Raw genomic sequence first — 3,808 nt, 5'->3', positions numbered from 1 at the left:
CATTCTCTCATAACGTAGTTCATTCACTTTTCAGTGAAATCACTTAGACTAAGCAAAAGCCATAATTACCTTAAAGGTTATTATGGATCGTTTACTTATTTTTCCGCCTTCTTGTAGTAAAAACTAACTTCGTTATATTTGCAATTGTATATTTCGTGATAATAGCATTATGTTGCAAGTATATTTTATTATATTGTGAAATATTAACAATCTCAAGCGTGTACGGTATAACAAACATCACAAAACAGTCCTTAATTGTGAATTTATCACATTTGTTACGAACGTGTATTTTGAGTCATATCTTATTTGAATGCAAAACAAAGAGTTTGCATACGTCTGTCTTTGTAGTAATGTGAATTTTGTCCCAATATTGATGTTTTAGTCCCATAATGGTATTATAAAAAAGGGTAGGGTAAAAGGAAGTATTGAGTATGAAAAAAAGGAGTATTCTCAGTTTAATCAAGTATTATGCTGAGAAAAACGATGTTGGTTTCCGCAATGAGGCCTATGAAATTGCAAAAGAATTTGATAAGTCGGGTGATTATCAACTATCAGAATATATCATGTCATTGTTATCAAATGTAAATACATTTGTACCGCAAGTGTCGGAATCTGTATCTCCTTTTTTTGAACGAATTGAAGCGCAGGAAGATATGCTTTTGCTACCTGATGCAATAACAAATGATTTATTAGGTGTTGTAAATGTTGTTGAACATAATATTGGAATAAATAAATTTTTATTTCAGGGAGTGCCAGGAACAGGAAAGACAGAGGCGGTTAAGCAATTAGCACGAATTTTAAATAGAGATCTATTTATGGTAGATTTTTCTGCAATAGTTGATAGCAAATTAGGACAGACGCAGAAAAACTTGGCGGCCTTATTTAAGGAAATAAACAGCTTTGTTCAGCCGAAAAATGTGATTGTACTATTTGATGAAATAGATGCTATTGCTTTGGACCGGACTAATTCAAACGATTTGCGTGAGATGGGTAGGGCAACAACGGCAATACTGAAAGGCCTTGACAGAATGAAGGAGGATGTTGTACTTATTGCCACAACAAATTTGTTCGAACATTTCGATAAGGCTTTGATAAGAAGATTCGATTTGGTTATTGATTTTAACAGATATACAAAAGAGGATCTTCTTTTAATTTCAGAGAGACTGCTGGATAGATATCTTGATAAATTTAAATTGGCTAACAGAGATATTAGATTGTTTAGAAAAATTATGAATTTACTACTTGAAAAGAAGTATCCCGGGGATTTAAAAAACTTAATAAAAACATCTGTAGCATTTAGCAATCCTCATGATGGAATGGACTATTTTAGGAAATTGTATTATTCGATATGCGGTGAAAAGCCAAACGATTTAAAAAAGCTTCAAGCACAAAAATTTACAGTGAGAGAAATAGAAATCCTTACAGGGAGGTCTAAAAGTAGCGTTGCAAGAGACTTAAAGGGGCAGAACGTAGATGAATTGCATTCTTCAATTGAAAGGTAGATTTGAACAGCGCCCGAATGGATCGAAACCAGGAGCTCCGAAATTGCCAAAAGGTAAATCAGTAAAAAGCTCTCACTTAAGGGAGTTGGCGCAACAGATAAATAAAATATTTTTATATTGGCAGAGAAATACAAATATTGGAGGAGCTCTAGTTAGCGTACACTATAAAAACATTGTCCCCAAAAGCAATCGTCTTAAAGCATTATTAGCAGAAGGTAGTAAAGACCCCTCGGAGTCTGTAAGAGGCGCTAAATTTGTGTGGGAAAAAGATGATTTAGGTAAAACAGTTCAAAAGCATGTTTTCACACATTTTGTAAAATTGGAAACACTTGAAAAATCTGCTGAATTACTGAGAAATTCTGCGACAATCATTGATACACAATTTAACGGAGTACTAACATATGAACAATGCGAAATGATAGCTGATAAAAGAAAATGTTTCAGTAATGATATACTATCAAAATCTGCCTTCTTAAAAACGATTGTAGATGGGAATTATGTGGAAAGGTTTGATATTGATCGCGCAAACGAGGAAATTACACAAGATTCTATTATAACAATCTATCAGACAGGGGTGGAAACAAAGAGACTTTTAGCGAAATTTGGAATCAATATTGTTGATGATAGAATTATCGACGGCACAACACTTAGATTAACTCCTGATGAGGCAAAGCTGCTTTATAATAACGCTTCATATCTCGTTGCTATGAGTTTGACGGATTTCTCTGTAATAAACAAAGATGATATTACTGATGAGATAGAAACTTGGAATGATGAATTAAATTTGATTCCGAAACCGTCAAATGAACCGGTGATAGGGGTCATCGACACTCAATTTAATGATAATGTATATTTTAATGAATGGGTTGATTATACCAATATGCTGGATGAAAATATTCCTTTATCTGAGGAAGATTTTCGACATGGGACAGCTGTCAGTTATATTATTGTTGATGGACCACAGGGAAATCCTGAGCTTGAAGATGGATGTGGAAGATTTAGAGTCAGACATTTTGGGGTGGCAACACATAAAGGGTTCAGTTCATTTGCGGTTTTAAGGTTGATTAGAGATATTGTTGCTAAAAATAGAGATATCAAAGTATGGAATTTATCCTTAGGTTCAAAATTGGAAATAAAGCCTAATTTTATTTCTCCAGTGGCTGCTGAGCTTGATAAGATTCAAAGTGAATATGATGTTGTTTTTGTTATAGCAGGAACAAATGCTCCGCAAGGAATGGTTGGTAAGGATATGAAGATTGGATCGCCTGCAGACTCATTAAATTCTTTGGTAGTTAATTCTGTTGACTTTAAAGGAAGATCTGCATCCTATACTAGAAGTGGTCCCGTGTTGTCATTTTTTAACAAACCAGATTTAAGTTATTATGGGGGCGACGGAAAAAGGGCTGAAGATAAGATTGCTGTATGTTGCGATAATATGGGAGCTACTTATGTGATTGGTACCTCTTTTGCTGCACCGTGGGTATCCAGAAAGCTGGCATACTTGATACAAATAATGGGGCTGAGTAGAGAACTTGCAAAGGCAATACTTATTGATTCTGCTGCAAAATGGGATAGAAAAGATGATATTTCGCACAGGATGGGGTATGGAGTATTGCCGAAACATATTGACGATATAATCCATTCTTCAAATGACGAAATACGATTCCTTATGATGGGAACTTCAGAAGAGTATGAAACATATACGTACAACTTGCCTGTCCCTATTATAAATAGTACTCATCCGTTTTATGCTAAAGCTACTTTAGTGTATTTCCCACAATGTAATAGAAATCAAGGTGTTGATTATACTAGTACCGAAATGGACATCCATTTTGGAAGGGTTGTCATAAACAAAAAAAACAAGGCAACTATAAAATCTATTGATAATAATAAGCAATGTGAAGATGGTGTGGTTACCCTTTATGAAGAAGATGCAAGAAAAATGTATCGTAAATGGGACAATGTTAAGCATATTACCGAAGAAATAAAAGATAAGGCCGTTCCTAGAAAAGCATATGATTCAGGGTTATGGGGATTAAGTATAAAAACAAAGGAACGAATAACCTCAAGAACTAAGGAACCATTGCAATTCGGGGTTGTTGTGACGTTGAAAGAAATGAATGGAGTAAACCGCATTAATGATTTTATAAAATTGTGTATGGCAAGAGGTTGGTTTGTGAGTAAGCTTGATGTACAAAATCAGATTGATGTTTATGCAAAAGCTGAGGAAGAAATTAAATTTGAATAGAGAAATATTTTAGCTTCGTTGTAAAGGTGTATTGATTTAAACCACCTTTTCAAAAAAA

2 protein-coding genes are annotated in these 3,808 nt (G+C 34.2%); both read left to right on the top strand.

Going from position 1 to position 3,808, the window contains the following annotated elements; genetic code table 11:
* The first annotated feature begins 431 nt into the window (after nt 1-431).
* Nucleotides 432-1,502 carry an ATP-binding protein gene (locus tag QZU81_RS10945; protein WP_295591711.1) on the top strand — a complete coding sequence of 357 codons (1,071 nt, stop codon included), beginning with the start codon at nt 432-434 and terminating at the stop codon, nt 1,500-1,502.
* A 574-nt stretch (nt 1,503-2,076) separates the two neighbouring features.
* Nucleotides 2,077-3,750: a S8 family peptidase gene (locus QZU81_RS10940; protein ID WP_295591709.1), complete on the top strand. Its 1,674-nt coding sequence runs from the start codon at nt 2,077-2,079 to the stop codon at nt 3,748-3,750.
* The last annotated feature ends 58 nt before the right edge of the window (nt 3,751-3,808 follow it).

Source organism: uncultured Methanobrevibacter sp. (assembly GCF_902770715.1).
Taxonomy (GTDB): Archaea; Methanobacteriota; Methanobacteria; order Methanobacteriales; family Methanobacteriaceae; genus Methanocatella.
Note: the sequence above shows the minus strand (reverse complement) of the source record. Positions and strands in the feature narration are given on the sequence as shown.

Excerpts from the sequence above, each read along its gene's own strand:
- QZU81_RS10945 (WP_295591711.1), top strand. The coding sequence starts at position 432 with ATGAAAAAAAGGAGTATTCTCAGTTTAATCAAGTATTATGCTGAGAAA.